This window comes from Sphingomonas sp., from assembly GCF_041661885.1.
Lineage (GTDB): Bacteria > Pseudomonadota > Alphaproteobacteria > Sphingomonadales > Sphingomonadaceae > Sphingomonas.
Genome location: NZ_JBAZTL010000007.1, coordinates 115548 through 131137, shown reverse-complemented (window position 1 = coordinate 131137; position 15590 = coordinate 115548). Strand labels below are relative to the sequence as shown.

12 protein-coding genes are annotated in these 15590 nt (G+C 64.1%); 4 read left to right on the top strand and 8 right to left on the bottom strand.

Annotation, left to right across the window (positions count from 1 at the left end):
• Nucleotides 1–37: 37 nt before the first annotated feature.
• Entirely contained in the window at nt 38–667 is a 630-nt protein-coding gene (locus tag WC704_RS14280; RefSeq protein WP_372890990.1) for a carbonic anhydrase, read from the top strand.
• A gap of 90 nt (nt 668–757) precedes the next feature.
• Complete coding sequence (locus tag WC704_RS14275) at nt 758–1207, top strand: hypothetical protein (protein ID WP_372890988.1); 450 nt, start codon at nt 758–760, stop codon at nt 1205–1207.
• A 6-nt stretch (nt 1208–1213) separates the two neighbouring features.
• Here WC704_RS14275 and WC704_RS14270 read toward each other — a convergent pair whose 3' ends face one another.
• The 3 genes from WC704_RS14270 to aspS are packed head-to-tail and all read right to left on the bottom strand — an operon-like array spanning nt 1214 to nt 4850.
• Nucleotides 1214–2005 carry a polyphosphate kinase 2 family protein gene (locus tag WC704_RS14270; RefSeq protein WP_372890986.1) on the bottom strand — a complete coding sequence of 264 codons (792 nt, stop codon included), beginning with the start codon at nt 2003–2005 and terminating at the stop codon, nt 1214–1216.
• Nucleotides 2002–3045: an SMP-30/gluconolactonase/LRE family protein gene (locus WC704_RS14265; RefSeq protein ID WP_372890984.1), complete on the bottom strand. Its 1044-nt coding sequence runs from the start codon at nt 3043–3045 to the stop codon at nt 2002–2004. Before WC704_RS14265 ends, WC704_RS14270 begins: the two co-directional genes overlap by 4 nt.
• A gap of 2 nt (nt 3046–3047) precedes the next feature.
• Nucleotides 3048–4850, bottom strand: a complete 1803-nt coding sequence (gene aspS / locus WC704_RS14260) for an aspartate--tRNA ligase (protein ID WP_372890982.1) — start codon at nt 4848–4850, stop codon at nt 3048–3050.
• Between the two features lie 173 nt (nt 4851–5023).
• On the opposite strand from aspS, the gene rnd reads away from it, so the two are divergent.
• Nucleotides 5024–6199 carry a ribonuclease D gene (gene rnd, locus WC704_RS14255; RefSeq protein WP_372890980.1) on the top strand — a complete coding sequence of 392 codons (1176 nt, stop codon included), beginning with the start codon at nt 5024–5026 and terminating at the stop codon, nt 6197–6199.
• A gap of 117 nt (nt 6200–6316) precedes the next feature.
• Here the strand turns inward: rnd and katG are convergent, their stop codons facing one another.
• From katG to WC704_RS14230, 5 genes are all read right to left on the bottom strand, one after another.
• Entirely contained in the window at nt 6317–8557 is a 2241-nt protein-coding gene (gene katG / locus WC704_RS14250; protein WP_372890978.1) for a catalase/peroxidase HPI, read from the bottom strand.
• Between the two features lie 145 nt (nt 8558–8702).
• Nucleotides 8703–10199 (bottom strand): Ppx/GppA family phosphatase, encoded by a 1497-nt coding sequence (locus WC704_RS14245; RefSeq protein WP_372890976.1) that lies wholly within the window; start codon nt 10197–10199, stop codon nt 8703–8705.
• Between the two features lie 7 nt (nt 10200–10206).
• Nucleotides 10207–12384 (bottom strand): RNA degradosome polyphosphate kinase, encoded by a 2178-nt coding sequence (locus WC704_RS14240; protein WP_372890974.1) that lies wholly within the window; start codon nt 12382–12384, stop codon nt 10207–10209.
• Entirely contained in the window at nt 12381–13004 is a 624-nt protein-coding gene (locus tag WC704_RS14235; protein ID WP_372891288.1) for a chromosomal replication initiator DnaA, read from the bottom strand. The genes WC704_RS14240 and WC704_RS14235 overlap by 4 nt, the downstream gene beginning before the upstream one ends.
• Nucleotides 13005–13023: 19 nt before the next feature.
• The gene (locus tag WC704_RS14230) at nt 13024–14286 is read right to left on the bottom strand and encodes a heavy-metal-associated domain-containing protein (RefSeq protein ID WP_372890972.1); all 1263 of its coding nucleotides are present in this window, start codon (nt 14284–14286) and stop codon (nt 13024–13026) included.
• 62 nt (nt 14287–14348) lie between these two features.
• Here WC704_RS14230 and purM point away from each other — a divergent pair, with 62 nt between their 5' ends.
• Nucleotides 14349–15458, top strand: coding sequence for a phosphoribosylformylglycinamidine cyclo-ligase (gene purM / locus WC704_RS14225; protein ID WP_372890970.1), 1110 nt, complete (start codon nt 14349–14351; stop codon nt 15456–15458).
• The last annotated feature ends 132 nt before the right edge of the window (nt 15459–15590 follow it).

The window sequence follows — 15590 nt, the reverse complement described above, 5'->3', positions numbered from 1 at the left end:
CTTGCCACCCCCCCATGACGCCGGATACACGCCACGTATGACCGATTTTGCAGATCTGATTGGCGGATATCACCGCTTTCGCGACAGTGAATGGACCCGCCAGCGCGACCGTTGGGCCAAATTGTCCAGGGGCCAAAGCCCCAAGGTGATGGTGATCGCCTGTTCCGACAGCCGAGTCGATCCCGCGCAGGTGTTCGATACCTCGCCCGGTGAAATTTTCGTCGTCCGCAATGTCGCCAATCTCGTTCCGCCGTTCGAGTTGGACGGCAGGCGTCACGGTGTATCGGCCGCACTGGAATTTGCGGTAACGCAGTTGGAGGTTTCCGAGGTCGTGGTGATGGGCCACGGCCAATGCGGCGGCGTCCATGCGGCGATGACACAGGCCTTTGCCGGCAAGGCGCCGGGCGAAGGCGGCTTCATCGATCACTGGGTCGACATGCTCGACGACGCGCGCGAACGTGTCGTGGCGCAGCATGGCACCGGGCCCGACGCGATCCATGAACTCGAACTCGAAACGGTCCGCGTCAGCATCGCCAATTTGCGGACCTTTCCCTGCATTCCGGAGCGGGAGGCGGCTGGCACCTTGCGTCTGCGTGGCGCCTATTTCGCGATTCATGATGGCGTGCTGCATCTGATGGACGACGACGGTGCGTTTACGGCCGCGTGATCGCTTGATTGGGAAATACCATAGCGAATGCCGCCCAAAGCTGGTCGGCCAAACGTTGCCGGGGTGGCGCGGTTGCGCTAATCACGCGGCATGAAACCAAATACGCTTCGGCTGCTACGGCGCTATCACCATTATCTGGGTTTGTTCTTTGCCCCGATGATCCTGCTGTTCGCGATCAGCGGCGCGTTGCAGACGTTCCGCTTGCAGGAAGCCAAGGGGTATGGCGGCACCCCGCCCAACTGGATCGTTTGGCTGGCCAGCGTCCATAAAGATCAGGGCCCGCCGCGCGAACGCAAGGCGGAACAACCCAAGCCCCCTGCCGAAGTTGGACAGCCAGCCAAGCCGCGCCCGGAAGCCAGCGCCAGCAAGCGCCCGTCGCCGCTGCCGCTGAAGATTTTCGTGGTGTTGCTGTCAATCGCGCTGAGCCTGTCGACGATTACCGGCATCGTGATCGCGCTTGCCAGCCGCGCAATGCGCCGGATTTCGATCATCCTGCTCGCACTCGGCACCGTGGTGCCGATCGTTCTGCTCTGGGTTTAACGACGATCAGGTAGCGGGCGTCGGCGGTAGCCCCAGCGCCGCCCGCGCCACCTTTTCCGTTTCCGGATCAAGCGTCGGCGGGGTCATGTCGACCCCGGCCTCAAGTTGCGCGGCGATGGCGGTCAACGCCGCGATCCGCCCGGCTTTCTTGTCGTTACCGTCAAGGATCGTCCAGCGCGCCCAACGCGTGTCGGTGCGCTTGAACATGTCGTGCATCGCATCGAGATAATCGGCGCGTTTTGCCCGGTTGCGATAGTCCTCAAGGCCGGTTTTCCAACGTTTCCACGGATGGTCGAGCCGGTCCTTCAGGCGCATGTCCTGTTGTTCCTGGGTGATGTGGACGAACAGCTTGACGATCGTCGTGCCCGAATCCGCCTGCTGCGCCTCAAACTCGTTGATTTCGTCATAGCCGCGCTTCCACTCGGCTTCGCTCGCATACCCCTCGATTCGCTCGACCAGCACGCGCCCGTACCAGCTACGGTCGAACACCGCGATGTCGCCCTTGGCGGGGAGCTTTTGCCAAAAGCGCCACAGGAAATGCCGGTCCAGTTCGTCCTCGCTCGGCGCCTTGATCGGCCAGACCTCGAAATTGCGTGGGTCCCAATCGGCGCACAGCCGCTGGACGATCCCGCCCTTGCCCGCTGCGTCCCAACCCTCAAGCAAAACGATCGCGCGCTTGCGGTGGACGATATGCGCGACCTGAATGTGCGCAAGCCGGGTTTGCAGCGCGACGAGATCGGCTTCGTAGTCGCCCGCATAGGGCTTGCCCGCCTCATAATCGGACAAGGAAATCGTCATAGCGCGGAAACCTTCAACCGCAGGCGCAGCACGCGGTCATTCGCGGTCAAAAACAGCGTGCGACCGTCTTCGCCAAAGGCGCAATTGGGGATGGGCGCGCCGGTGGCGATCAGTCCGAGTGGTTCGGCATCGGGGGTGAGGATCATCATCCCGCCCGGCACACTGTTGAAATGCGTCCCGTCGCGCGCGATCTTCATGCCGTCAGGCAGGCCGGGTGCGGCGTTGGCGAGCATCTGCTTGGCATCGAGCCACAGCGTGCGCGCGGTCGGCATCCCGTGCGCGTCGAGCGCATAGGCCATGATCTGCGGCTCCCGCTCATCGGAAACCGACACGAACAACGTCTTGCCGTCGGGTGACAATGCAATGCCATTGGGCCGCGTGAGCGTGCCGTCGACCAGCACCGCCGCGCCGCCGGGTGTCCAGCGATAAACGCCGTTATGCGGCTGTTCCTTGAGCGGTGATTGGTCGCCACCGACCAGCCCATAAGGCGGATCGGTGAAATAGATCGCGCCGTCTGCGGCGACGCACAAATCGTTGACGCTGTTGAAGCGCTTGCCCTGATAGCGATCGACCAGCACCGTCCGGCGCTTGGTCTTGAGATCGAGCCGCACCACCGCGCGCGATCCGCTGCCCGCGATCAACAGGTTTCCGGCGTGATCGAGCGTCAGGCCATTCGAGCCGCCCTCACGGATCGTCGCTGGATCGGGCGCGGCCGCATCAGAGGGCAAAAGGAATACCGATGCCCCGGTGCTGCGCGACCAGCGCCGCATAATGTTTGCGGGCGGGTCCGAGAATAGCAGATAGTCCCCACGCGGCACCCATACCGGCCCTTCGGCCCAGCGGATGCCGGTGGCGATCGTCTCGATCGGCGCATTCGGATCAAGAATGCGGTCGAGCCCCGGTGCCAGCCGCAGAATATGCGGCGTGACTGCGGTGCCGGAAGCGATCTCGGCACCGAGCACCGGTGCCGCCAGTAAGCCGAGCCCCGCGCCGATGACGCCACGGCGGCTCCACTGCCCTGCTGTAGCGCTTCCGGGCATCCTCAGCCCTCTTGTGCCCGCGCGCCATCACCGGTCACGCGGATGTTGAGTTCCTTCAACTGTTTGGGCGTCGCGAAATTGGGCGCGCCCATCATCAGATCCTCGGCCTTCTGCGTCATCGGGAAGGTGATGACCTCGCGGATGTTGGGTTCATCCGCCAACAGCATGACGATGCGGTCCACGCCCGGCGCCGAGCCGCCATGCGGCGGTGCGCCGAACTTGAAGGCGTTTATCATGCCCGCAAAATTGGTGTCGACATCGGCCTGTGTGTACCCAGCAATCTCGAACGCCTTGTACATGATCTCCGGGCGATGGTTCCGGATCGCGCCTGACGACAGCTCGATGCCGTTGCAGACGATGTCATATTGATAGGCGAGGATGTCGAGCGGGTCCTTGGTTTCCAGCGCTTCCATCTCGCCCTGCGGCATCGAGAAGGGGTTGTGGCTGAAATCGACCTTCTTGGCGTCCTCATCATATTCGAACATCGGGAAATCGACGATCCAGCAGAATTCGAAACGCTTCTGGTCGAGCAGCTCGAGCTGCTCGGCGACGCGGGTGCGCGCGAGACCGGCAAGTTTGGCCGCTTGCGCTGCCTTTCCTGCCGCGAAGAAAATACCATCATTGGGCCCAAGGCCGAGCGCAGCGGCAATCGCCTGCATCCCTTCTTGCCCATGATTGTTGGCGATCGGCCCGCCGAACACGCCGTCCTTCTGCGTGGCATAGCCAAGGCCGGGGAAGCCCTCGCTCTGCGCCCAACTGTTCATTTCGTCGAAGAATTTGCGGCTCTTCTCGGCAGTGCCGGGCGCCGGGATCGCGCGCACGACATCGCCCGCATCGACCATCGACGCGAAGCGACCGAAGCCCGAGCCCTTGAACTGCTCCGACACGTCGCTGATGACGATCGGGTTGCGCAGATCGGGCTTGTCATTGCCGTATTTCAGCATCGACTCGCGGTACGGAATGCGCTTGAACGGCAGCGGCGAGACGGTGCGACCCTTGCCCTGCCAGTTTGCGAATTCCTCAAACACGCCGTGCAGCACCGGCTCGATCGCGGCGAAGACATCGTCCTGGGTGACATAGCTCATCTCGAAATCGAGCTGATAGAATTCACCTGGGCTGCGGTCGGCGCGGGCATCTTCGTCGCGGAAGCAGGGCGCGATCTGGAAATAGCGGTCGAAGCCCGCGACCATCAGCAACTGCTTGAACATCTGCGGCGCCTGCGGCAGCGCGTAGAACTTGCCCGGATGCACACGGCTCGGCACCAGATAATCGCGCGCACCCTCGGGCGACGACGCGGTCAGGATCGGCGTCTGGAATTCGGTGAAGCCCTGGCCGATCATGCGCTGGCGCAGCGAGGAAATCACGTTGGAGCGCAGCAGGACGTTCGCGTGCAGCCGCTCGCGCCGCAAATCGAGATAGCGGTATTTGAGGCGGATATCCTCGGGATATTCATTCTCGCCGAACACCGGCATCGGCAATTCCTGCGCCGCCGACTGCACCACGACGTCGCGCGCACGAATTTCGATTTCGCCCGAGGGAAGCGCCGCGTTCACCGTTTCGGGCGAACGCGCCACCACATCGCCGGTGATGGTGACGACCGACTCGGGCCGCAGCTTGTCGAGCACCGCATGGGTCGGGCTATCGCTGTCGGTAACGATCTGGGTGATGCCATAATGGTCGCGCAGATCGACGAACAGCAAATTGCCGTGGTCGCGCTTGCGATGGACCCAGCCGGAAAGCTTGACCGAGACCCCAACATCGGTGGCGCGAAGCTGGGCGCAGGTGTGCGTGCGATAGGCGTGCATGGCTCTTCTTCTCTTGGCATCACCCCGGCGGGAGCCGGGGCCACTGGCGATGGCGCCGTAACGCCGCCGCCGCGTGATCCCGGCGGATACCGGGATGACGGTGAAATGGATGCCCGCGCTTCCCTCCCTCACCCACCTTTGTCAACCCGCGCGGCGCTCGCTATGGGGACTGTATGCATATCCATCCGCTCATCACCGACAGTGCAACGCTCGCCAATCTCTGCACCCGATTGTCCCAGGCCGATTTCGTCTGCGTCGATACCGAGTTCATGCGAGAAAACACCTTCTGGCCGGAGCTCTGCCTGATCCAGATTGCCGATGTGAACGAAGCCGCCGCGATCGATCCGCTCGCCCCCGGGCTCGACATGACGCCGCTGCTGCAATTGCTGGTCAACAATGAGGATGTGCTGAAGGTCTTCCACGCGGGCGGGCAGGACCTCGAAATCGTTTATAATCTCACCGGCACCACCCCGCATCCGCTGTTCGACACCCAAGTCGCGGCGATGGCGCTGGGGCAAGGCGAACAGGTCGGCTATTCCAATCTGGTCGATGCGTATCTCGGCATCACCGTCGACAAGGGCGCGCGCTTCACCGACTGGAGCCGCCGCCCGCTCGACGCGCGGCAAATCGAATATGCGATCGGCGACGTGACGCATCTCGCCAAGATTTTCCCCAAAATGCTCGATCGCCTCCGCCGCACCGGGCGCGGCGCGTGGCTCGACCAGGAAATGGAGCGCCTCGGCGACCCCAAAAATTACGCCAACGACCCCGAGGAAGCCTGGCGCCGGATCAAGGTGCCAAGCCGCAAGCCCGAAGTGCTCGGCCGCCTGAAGGCGCTGGCACGCTGGCGCGAGATTGAGGCGCGCAGCAAGGATTTACCGCGCGGACGGATCGTCAAGGACGAAACCCTCGCCGATCTCGCGGGCCACGCCCCGCGCAAACAGGCCGATCTCGCCAAGGTCCGCGGGCTATCGGCCACCTGGGCGCAGAACGACATTGGCGCGCGGTTGATGACGGCGCTGGAACATGCGCAACCGATGTTACCCGACGAACTGCCCTCGCGTGACGACCGCAAGCCCGGCATGGGCAAGGATGGCGCGTTGGTCGCCGATTTGCTCAAGCTGCTGCTCAAGATCCGCTCGAAGGAAATCGACGTCGCCGCGCGGCTGCTCGCGCGCACTGATGATCTCGACGCGCTTGCCGCAGGGCAGCGCAGCGGGCTGTCGATCCTGGAGGGCTGGCGCTTCGATCAATTTGGCCGCGATGCGCTCGATCTGGTCGAGGGGCGGCTCGCTTTTGCCGTCGTCAACGGCAAATTGAAGATGACGCGCACCGAAAAAGTCGCCTGACCGTCAGGCGCATTTGTCGGGGGTTGACCCGGCAATAGCAATCGCGGCCATGCCGGTTTCGTCTCGGACGGAGGTCGGCGACGCGATGCCGCGCCGCCGACCCATGCCCTGAGTGGTTCAGAAGCGATCGGCGTTCATCACCTTGGTCCAGGCCGCGACGAAGTCCTTGGCGAACATTTCGCGTGCGTCATCGGACGCATAGACTTCAGACACCGCACGCAGTTCGGAATTGGACCCGAAGATCAAATCGACCGGCGTCGCGGTCCACTTTTGTGTGCCGCTTGCACGATCCCGACCGACATACAGGCCCGGCTCCTTGTCCGATTTCGACCATTGCATCGACATGTCGAGCAAGTTGACGAAGAAATCGTTGCTTAGCTGGCCCGGGTGGCTGGTGAACACGCCGTTGGCCGATTGGCCGGCATTGGCGTTCAGCGTGCGCAGGCCGCCAAGCAGCACCGTCATTTCCGGCACCGTCAGGTTGAGCGTATCGGCCTTGTCGATCAGCATCTCGGCGGGCGAGAGCCGGGCTTGCGGGCTGTACCAATTGCGGAAACCATCGGCCTTGGGTTCCAGATAGGAGAAGGAAACCACGTCGGTCTGCTCCTGCGTCGCATCGGTTCGACCGGGCTTGAACGGAACCGTAACCGGGGTGCCCGCCTTGGCAGCCGCCTGCTCGATCGCGGCATTCCCGCCGAGAACGATCAGGTCGGCTAGCGAGACCTGTTTGCCGCCCGCATTCGCCTTGTTGAAATCCTTCTGGATCGCTTCAAGCTTGCTCACCACCTTGGTGAGTTCCGCCGTGTCGTTGACGGCCCACGCCCGCTGCGGGGCAAGGCGAAGCCGCGCTCCGTTCGCGCCGCCGCGCATGTCCGTCCCCCGGAAGGTCGAAGCCGACGCCCATGCCGTGCGGACCAGTTCCGGGCCGGTCAGCCCCGAAGCCAGGATTTTCGTCTTCAACTGCGCGACATCGGCATCCGCGACCAGCGGATAGCTCGCCTTGGGCAACGGGTCCTGCCACAGGAAGGTCTGGGTCGGCACGTCCTTGCCAAGGTAGCGCGCCTGCGGGCCAAGGTCGCGGTGCGTGAGTTTGAACCAGGCGCGAGCAAAAGCCTGCGCAAACTCTTCCGGGTTGTTCTGGAAACGCTCGGCGATTTTGCGGAAACCGGGATCTTCCTTGATCGCGATGTCGGTGGTGAACATGATCGGCGCGTGGCGCAGGTTGGGAACGTGCGCATCGGGAACAAGTCGCGCCGCCGCCGGATCGGTCGGGGTCCATTGCGTCGCGCCTGCCGGGCTCTTGGTCTTCACCCAGGTATAGCCGAGCAAGTTTTCGAGATATTGCATGGTGAAGGCCGTCGGGCTGGCCGACCAGGCACCTTCCAGGCCGCTGGAAATCGTGTCCTCGGCATTGCCCTTGCCGCACATGTTTTCCCAGCCCAGGCCCTGCTTCTCGATTCCGGCGGCAGCGGGTTCTGCGCCCACGCACCCTTCGGGCTTATGCGCGCCATGCGCCTTGCCAAAGGTGTGTCCGCCCGCGATCAACGCCAGCGTTTCCTCGTCGTTCATCGCCATATGGCCAAAGGCGCGGCGGATGTCGGCGGCGGCGCCAATCGGGTCGCCATTGCCGTTGGGCCCTTCGGGGTTGACGTAGATCAGGCCCAACTGCGTCGCCGCCAGCGGCTCCTTAAGGTTGCCCTTTTCGTCGCGGCGCTTGTCGGTCAAAAACTTGGTTTCCGGGCCCCAGAAAACCAGGTCGGGCTGCCACGCATCGACGCGACCGCCGGCAAAGCCGATCGTCTTGAAGCCCATGTCCTCCAGCGCGACATTACCGCTCAGCACCATCAGGTCACCCCAGGACAGCTTGCGACCGTATTTCTGCTTGATCGGCCACACCAGCCGCCGCGCCTTGTCGAGGCTGACATTGTCCGGCCAGGAATTGAGCGGTTCGAAGCGCTGCTCGCCACCATCGGAGCCGCCGCGCCCGTCGCCAACGCGGTAGGTCCCCGCGCTATGCCACGCCAAACGAATGAAGAAGGGGCCATAATTCCCGTAATCGGCCGGCCACCACGGCTGGGAGGTTTTGAGAACCTTGCGGATATCGGCCTTGACCGCTTCGAGGTTGAGCGTGGCGAATTCGGCGGTGTAATTATAACCCGCGCCATAAGGATTGGACTGGGCTTCATGATGCCGCAGCACGGTCAAATCGAGGCTCTGCGGCCACCAATCCTTGTTCGACAGCCCCGCCTGCGGCGCAACGGGCCGAGCTGCCTCCTGTGCTTGCGCCGAGGCTGCGGAAAGCGTCGGCGACGCTGCCACCGCCAAAAGGGCGAAGATAGAGACATGTGATTTGAACATCGATGATTCCCCTGCGATTCTGTTGCTGAATGCAGGGCCGCTCTTATGGCGGCGTCGATGACCGTAAAAACCGATTGATCGGATTACAGTTAGTGAGAGCGGCAATCAGTATGGTGACCGATCCTCCGCGCAAGCATCCAGGCAGCTATGGCGCAATCAACGCCTTGCGCCCAAGTGCCGCCGCCAGCGCGTTATGCCGACGTTCCACCGTCTCACTGTAAAGCGCGCGATCACCCGGTGCGACGCTGAGCGTGAGCGTGGCGCCATCGTCGGCAAGCGACGAGCGTTGCAACGGCCCGGCCAGCCCACCGCTCATCCGCTGCCCGAGCCGCATCGCCAGCCCCCACAACACCGCGTGGCGCAAGTCCGTCGGCGTGGCGAGCACGCCCAGCGGCTCGGGCGTTTCGGTGCCACCGCCAAGGCTGGTATAGAGCGCCTGCGCCACCAACGCGCGGCCCCGCGCATCGATCGCCACCCAATTGCCGTGCAGCGCGATTTCGACCCCGCGTTCGGCGCGAAATTCCGGGTTGGCGCGCCAGCCGACATCAGCGAGCAAGCACGCCGCCAGCCGCAGCCGCGCCATGTCGGGCGTATCGTTCGTAAACAACGGCGCGATCCAGCCATCGAGCAAATCGCCATGTTCGGCAAAACGCCCATGCCGCCGCCCCTCGTCACGCGTCGCGACGATCAGCGGGTCCTGCGCGCGCACGCTGTCGTCGAGCGCGCCATAGAGCAATCCCTCACGCAAGCCGAAGGCGGAAACGATCGTCGTTTCGATCTGCAAATGCTTGAGCAGCACCACCAGCAGCGCCGTCGCATCGCCCAGCGTCGCCGCACGCCCCGCCGACAGGCCGGGGATTGCGCGTAACCATGCCTTGTTCACATGGCTGATCGTGCGCCCCATCCGCGCGACCGCCTCAGCCGACATCGCATATTCGTGGATCACGGGCAGCGAATAGCTGCTCAGATGCATGTCCAGCCGCGCCAGCGCGCGCCACGATCCACCCACCAGATACAGCGGCAGCCCTGCGCCCTTGCCGGTCCACCCGGCGGCATCGAGCAAGCGCGCGACTTGCCGTTGCAGCGCGCCCTGCCCTTTGTCCCGCAGCGCGCCAAGCCGCAGCACGCCAAGCGGGAAGGACACGCGCTCACGCACCGCTCCGCCTCCGATCCGGATCAGTTCCAGGCTGCCACCGCCCAGGTCCCCAACGATGCCATCGGCCTCCGGGATCGCCGACAACACGCCGTGCCCGGCTGCGGTGGCCTCCTGTTCGCCCGACAGGAGTTCGACTTCGAGCCCAAGGTCGCGCGCGGTATTGAGCAGAACCCTGCCATTGGACGCATCGCGGACGGCAGCGGTGGCGACGGTGCGCAGCCGCGTTACCTCCATCTCGCGCGCGACCGCCGCGAAACGCGCAAGCGCATCACTTGCCACCGCAAGCCCCGATTCGGCGATCGCGCCGGTCTCGGCCAAACCGCGCCCAAGACCGGCCATGACCTTTTCGTTGAACAGGATCGCGGGCAAGCGTTCCGGCCCCTGATAGACGACCAGCCGGATCGAGTTGGACCCGATATCGATGATGCCGGTGCGCGGTTCTCCCGTGACTTCGGGTTTTGCCTTGCGGAACAGGAGCGTCGCCATCGGGCGCTTAACGCCGGTTTCGCAGCGACAGCTTCGGCACCGACCCGTTTGCGGCGAGCGAAGCACCGCGACCCGACAGCGACGGATTGGTCATGAAATAACGGTGCAGGTTGAACGGACGCTCACCCGGCTGGACTCGAACATAACTGCCATCGGCTTGCAATTCCCAGCTTTGCTCATTGTCGATCAAATTGGCGACCATCACCTGATCGAGAATCTGCTTGTGGACGGTGCGGTTTTCGATCGGCAGCATATATTCGATCCGCCGATCGAAATTGCGCTGCATCCAGTCCGCCGAGGAAATGAACAGCTTGGCACCGTCATTGGGCAATGCCTTGCCATTGGCAAACGCCCAGATGCGGCTGTGTTCCAGAAAACGCCCGATCACTGATTTGACACGGATATTCTCGGACATGCCGGGGACGCCGGGTTTCAAACAGCAAATGCCGCGTACGATCAGGTCGATCTCGACCCCGGCATTGGAGGCTTCGTACAATTTCTCGATCACGGCGGGATCAACCACCGAGTTCATCTTGGCCCAGATTGCGGCGGGTTTGCCCTCGCGCGCATTGGCGATCTCGGCATCGATCAGCCGCATCAGGCGCGGCCGCAAATCGCGCGGCGACAGGCTGATGAGCGTCATATTCTCGGGTTCGACATAGCCGGTGATGTAGTTGAACATCTGCGCGGCATCGCGCCCGAGCCTGGGGTCGGCGGTGAAGAAGCTGAGGTCGGTATACACCTTCGCGGTGATCGGATGGTAATTGCCCGTGCCGAAATGGCAGTAGGTGCGATATTGCCCGTTCTCGCGGCGGACGACCATCGAGACCTTGGCGTGGGTCTTCCAGTCGATAAAGCCATAGACGACCTGCACCCCGGCGCGCTCCAGTGCGGAGGCCCACAGCAGATTCTGCTCCTCATCGAAGCGCGCCTTCAGCTCGACCACCGCAGTCACCGATTTGCCGGCTTCGGCGGCAGCAATCAGCGCGTTGATGACGGCGGGCTGCTTGCCGGCGCGATACAGTGTCTGCTTGATCGCGACCACATCCGGGTCGGCGGCGGCCTGTTTCAGGAAGGCCAGCACCACGTCGAAGGTTTCATACGGGTGGTGGACGACGATGTCCTTGGCGCTGATTGCGGCGAAACAATCCCCGCCATATTCACGAATACGCTCGGGAAAGCGCGGCGAAAAAGGCGTAAACTTCAGGTCCGGGCGATCCTCATCGACAATCGCCTCAAGGTCACCGACGCCAAGAAATGCGCCGCTTTCGGTGACGAACGCATCCGATCCGCCAAGCTCGTCGCGCAGCACCGCGCCCAGCCCCTCGGGCATCCCGCTTTCCAGCTCGAGCCGGATGACCCGGCCACGGCGGCGGCGCTTGATCGCGTTGGCGAAATAACGGACGAGATCCTCCGCTTCCTCCTCAATCTCGATATCGCTGTCGCGCAGCACGCGGAACTCGGCACCGCCGATGACGCGGTAGCCGGGGAACACCAACGGCGCGAAGCGCTTCACCAGCGATTCGACCGCGACATAGCGCGCCTTCTCACCCGGCAAGCGGATGAAGCGCGGCATCGGCGCCGGGATCATCACCAGTTCGCGGATCGGCTGCTCGTCCGAAATCCGCACCAGATCGAACATCACCGCCAGCCCTTTATTGGGCATGAACGGGAAGGGATGCGCCGGGTCGAGCGCTTGCGGCGTCAGGATCGGGAAGAGCTGTTCGCGGAATTGCGTCTCCAGCCAGTGGAGGTCCTCGGGCGACAGCGCTTCGTCGATCGTGCGCGAACTGAGCACCGCGATGCCGGTTTCGGCGAGCTGACGCCGCAGGTCACGCCACACGTCGCGCTGGCTCGTTACCAGTGCATCAGCTTCGGCCACAATCGCGGCAAGTTGCTGCCCGGAGGTGAGGCCATCGCTCGACAATCGGGCGACGTCCTGCATTTGCTGTCCCTTCAGGCCCGCCACGCGCACCATGAAGAACTCATCGAGGTTCGAGCCCGAAATCGACAAAAACCGCAACCGCTCCAGCAGCGGGTGCGCCGTGTTGCACGCTTCCTCCAGCACACGCCGGTTGAAGGCAAGCCACGACAGCTCGCGATTGAAATAGCGATCGCTGCCCTCGCTCCCGGCAAAAGGGTCGTCGTCGTGGTCCAGGCTCGCGATATGGGCGGGTCGGGTCATGGGTTTTCCATCGATTCGGGTGCGCGACCGGGGATCAACCCCGCGTCCTCCAATGTGGCCCGTGCGAGCGGAATCGACAAGCGTTTGTGGCTTTCCAGCACGACTTGATCGAGCACATCGACCGCGCGCAGCAGCGCAACATGCGTCCGCTCAACCCTGACGACCAGCCATTGAATCAGCTCGGGCCGGGCATCGAGCCCACGCCGCAGGAACTGGCGTTCAAACAGCGCGCGCATCAGCGCCTCGTCCGGATCGCCGATCCGGATCGTGGGGCTTGCGGTGAGCCGTGACCGCAAATCGGGGAGTTTGATCGACCAGTCCGGCGGCGGCGCATCGGCGACGATCACCACCGGGCGACGATCCTCCTGCGCGCGGTTCCAGGCGTGGAAAATCGCCGTCTCGTTCTGGCGTTCGGCATCGTCGATCAAGCCGCCACCAGTCTTCGCCGCGAAAATCCGCGCGAGCAAACTCCGCCCCGATTTTCGCGGACCGGTGACGACCACCGCCATTACCGGCCAGGTGCTCCAGCGTTCGAGCTGTTGCACGGCGCGTTGGTTGGAGGAGCCAATCAGGAATTCGTCGTCACGAGGATCGGCGGGCCAGTCGAGCGGCAACGCCATTTGGGCCGGCTGCATCACATCAGCCCGTCGCGTTGTCAGCCGGGGGCGGCGCTTGCCCGCCCGTCGATGGCTGCCCCGATCGCCGGATGCGCAGCGTCGAACCGCTGGCGACAACCGTCCAGCCGCGTGCCTCCAGCGCGGCGCGCAGCACAGCGGGATCGGCATCGAAGCCAACCCGCATCACCGACACGCCGCCAATGGCAAGGCTGGTGGTGATTGCCGAATGTACCCCAGGCACCGCTTGCAACGCCGCTTCGGTTGCGGAGACCGACCCGGCACTGGGCGTGTCGACCTGAACGGTGATGACACCCCCGCCCGCGCTCGGCTGGGCACCAATCGCCGAATCACTGGTGCCGACATCGCTTGGCGTATCGGTCGGGGTTGGTGCAGCAACCGGCGCAACGAAGGCCAGGCCAGGATCAACCCCGAGCAACCCTGCCCGAAGCGCCGCCTGATAGGCGTCGTCGATCCGCTTGATCCCGGCATCGAGCAGCACCGGCAGCGCATCGCCGCGATCGACACGCAACGAAAATTGGGTGAGCAGCCGGTTGTCCGGACCGTGCCGCGCCTCGAACATGCCGATGATCGGCCCACCCGGCCATTCGCGGCGCAGCGTAACCTTGGGGATGAGCACATCGCTCGCGCCATATTGATCGAGCACCACGCGCCACCAGCCGCGGCCGGGTCGCTCGACCTGCCCCAACGTCAGCAACAGTGCATCGCCGCCAGTGCCGCTTGGGCGAACATAATCCACCGTGCTGTTGCCGGTGCGATAGCGCCGCCACGCATCCTGCCAGGCGGTGCGTTGTTCAAAACCCGTGGCGACCCCGCCGCTGATCTCGATCGGGATGGTCAACATCGGCGCGGATCGTACCGTCCCGGGAGCGATCCCGAGGATCGCACCGGCCTTTGCACGGCTGAACAACACGCCGAGCCGCGCGACATAGCGGTTGGGGCCGATCTGCTCGTCCTCGACGACAATCCCCGAAACCATTGCGTCGAGCGCCCCGTCGGAAAGGACCCCGCCGCTTTGGCCCATGCGCTGCGCCAGCATCGCCCAGCCCTTGCGCTGCGCGATCCGCCAGCCTGCATAGCGCGCGGCATCGGCGGTCTTTCCGGTCACATCAACGTCGATTCCGCTCACTTCATAGCTGCCCGAACTGTCGGCGGAGGCAAGCCCCTGATCTGGGTCGTCGACCTGCGCGAGCACAAGCCCACCCGTTACCGCAAGGGCAAGCGCTGCGGCGAATTGCAGGGGGCGAGAAAGGCGGCGGATCGACATGTCGGCGCCCTTTTGGCGAAGGAGGCGTGGAAATCCAAGCAGGATATGGCTAGGCGGACATCATGAGCGATACGAACCCGGACGCGACGTCCTATACCTATGCCCAAGCGGGCGTCTCGATTGCGGCGGGCAATGCCCTGGTGCGGGCGATTGCGCCGCTCGCCAAGTCCACCCGACGATCCGGCGCGGACGCCGAACTCGGCGGCTTTGGCGGCTTTTTCGATCTCAAGGCGGCTGGCTTTGTCGATCCCTTGCTGGTCGCGGCGAACGATGGCGTCGGCACCAAGCTGAAACTGGCGATCGACCATAATGCCCATGACGGGGTGGGAATCGATCTCGTCGCAATGTGCGCCAACGATCTGATCGTGCAAGGCGCCGAACCGCTGTTCTTCCTTGATTATTATGCGACCGCCAAGATCGATCCGGCGGTGGCCGAGCGCGTGATCGCCTCGATCGCCGAAGGATGTCGGCAGGCGGGCTGCGCGCTGATCGGCGGCGAGACCGCTGAAATGCCCGGCATGTATGCCGCCGACGATTATGATCTCGCAGGCTTCTGCGTCGGCGCGGTCGAGCGGGACCGCGTGCTGACCGGGCAAGACATTGCGCCGGGCGACGTGCTGCTCGGCCTGGCGTCGTCGGGCGTCCACTCTAACGGCTTCTCGCTGGTGCGCCGCCTCGCCGCCGACAAGGGCTGGAAGCTCGATCGCCCGGCTCTGTTCGATGCCGATGTGCGGCTGATCGACGCGCTGATGGCGCCCACGCGCATCTACGTAAAGTCGCTGTTACCGTTGCTGGCCGAGCGCCGGATCAAGGGGCTCGCCCATATCACCGGCGGCGGCCTGCTCGAAAACGTGCCGCGCGTCCTGCCCGCAGGCGTCCACGCGCGGATCAACGCCGATGCCTGGCCGCAGCCGCGGCTGATGGCGTTCCTGCAGGCGCAGGGCAATATCGAGCCCGAGGAAATGGCACGCACCTTCAATTGCGGCATCGGCATGGTTGCGGTGGTGTCGTCGGATCAGGTCGAGGCCGTAACGACCGCGCTGACCGCTGCGGGCGAAACGGTGTTTACGATCGGCGGTGTCGAAGCGGGCGGGCGCGGTTGCACCGTGACGGGCTCGCTCGAAACCTGGGGCGGCCGCAGCGCCTGGACCGCGACGCACAATCATGGGTGAGACGCACCTGCTCCCGTCCCGTCCACGGGAGGGGCTGGGGGAGGGCCTGACCTCCAACAGCATCGTCTCGCGCGAAGACACGGCCCTCCCCCAACCCCTCCCGCACGCGAGAGGGGAGTCGTGAACCGCAAA